We start from the raw sequence: 1479 nt of genomic DNA, 5'->3' as shown, positions 1-1479 counted from the left end.
GGTGCCCATCCGGGTGCGGAGGGCCACCACGATCACGGCCGCGGCGATCACGCCGGCGGTCACCAGCGCGATGGTCAGGCCGTCGTAACCGGCGTTCGAGAACGCCCGGATGCTCGCCACGGCCATCACCCATCCCAGGGAGACGGGGATGAGCACCTTCCAGCCGAAGCCCATGAACTGGTCGTAGCGCAACCTCGGCAGGGTGGCGCGCAGCCAGATGAACAGGAACATGAAGCCCCACACCTTGATCACGAACCACAGCAGCGCCCACCACCCGGAGTCCGCGCCGTCGATCAGGGAGAACGGCAGCGGTGCCTGCCAGCCGCCGAGGAACAGGGTGGCCGCCAGGGCCGAGACCGTCGTCATGTTGACGTACTCGGCCAGCATGAACATGGCGAACCGCAGCGACGAGTACTCGGTGTGGAACCCCCCGACCAGCTCGCCCTCGGCCTCGGGGAGGTCGAAGGGCGCGCGGTTGGTCTCGCCGACCATGGAGATCACGTAGATGAGGAACGAGGGCGCCAGGAGGAACACGAACCAGACCTCGGACTGAGCGGCGACGATCCCCGAGGTCGACATGGTTCCGGCGAACAGGAACACGCCGACGAAGGACAGTGCCATCGCGATCTCGTAACTGATCACCTGCGCCGTGGACCGCAGCCCACCGAGCAGGGGATAGGTGGAGCCGGAGGACCAACCGGCCAGCACGATGCCGTACACGCCGATCGAGGTGACGGCCAGGATGTAGAGCACGCCCACGTTCAGGTCGGTGAGTTGCAGCGGCGTCCGGTGTCCGAAGATCGAGACCTCGGGTCCGAAGGGGATCACCGCGAACGCCATGAACGCCGGGATCACCGCGATGACCGGCGCCAACAGGAAGACGGGCTTGTCGACCCCCGCGGGGATCAGTCCCTCCTTGAGGGCGATCTTGACGCCGTCGGCGAGGCTCTGCAGCATGCCCAGCGGGCCGACCCGGTTGGGTCCCACGCGCATCTGCATCCAGGCGATGACCTTGCGCTCGAGGTAGATCGCGGCGAGCACCGTCACCACGAGGAACACGAAGACCGCGAGAACCTTGAGCAGCACCAGCCACCACGGGTCGATGCCGAAGGCGGACAGGTCCGCATATCCCTGCGAGGTCACGAGGCCCCCTCCCCGGCGCCGATCCGGACGACGTCCCCCGCGGCCGCGGCGAGCGTGGCGTTGACGGTCGACCCGGGTGAGTTCTGCGGCAGCCACACCACGCGATCGGGCATCGCGGTGACCACGCAGGGCAGGGTGATCGATCCGCTCTCCGTGGAGACGGTCAGTGGATCGCCGTCCGCGACGCCGGCCTCGAGGGCGGTGGCCGCGGAGAGCCTGGCCACGGGGGTCCGGGCCGTCCCGGCCAGGTGCGGTTCACCGTCCTGCATCCGCCCCGAGTCCAGCAGCAACCGCCAGGTGGCCAGGACGGCCTGCCCGGCGCGCGCATCCGCCACC

Annotated in this window: 2 protein-coding genes; both read right to left on the bottom strand. The window is 68.8% G+C overall.

The features are described 5' to 3' along the window. Window positions 1–1143: NADH-quinone oxidoreductase subunit NuoH (nuoH, locus tag G6020_RS10825; protein WP_182610632.1), on the bottom strand; the 1143-nt coding region annotated here is incomplete at its 3' end. Next, window positions 1140–1479: molybdopterin dinucleotide binding domain-containing protein (locus G6020_RS10820; protein WP_277815268.1), on the bottom strand; the 340-nt coding region annotated here is incomplete at its 5' end. The genes G6020_RS10820 and nuoH, both read right to left, overlap by 4 nt.

It is taken from the genome of Dietzia sp. B19 (assembly GCF_014145155.1).
Lineage (GTDB): Bacteria > Actinomycetota > Actinomycetes > Mycobacteriales > Mycobacteriaceae > Dietzia > Dietzia natronolimnaea.
This window is presented reverse-complemented; position numbering and strand designations above follow the sequence as displayed.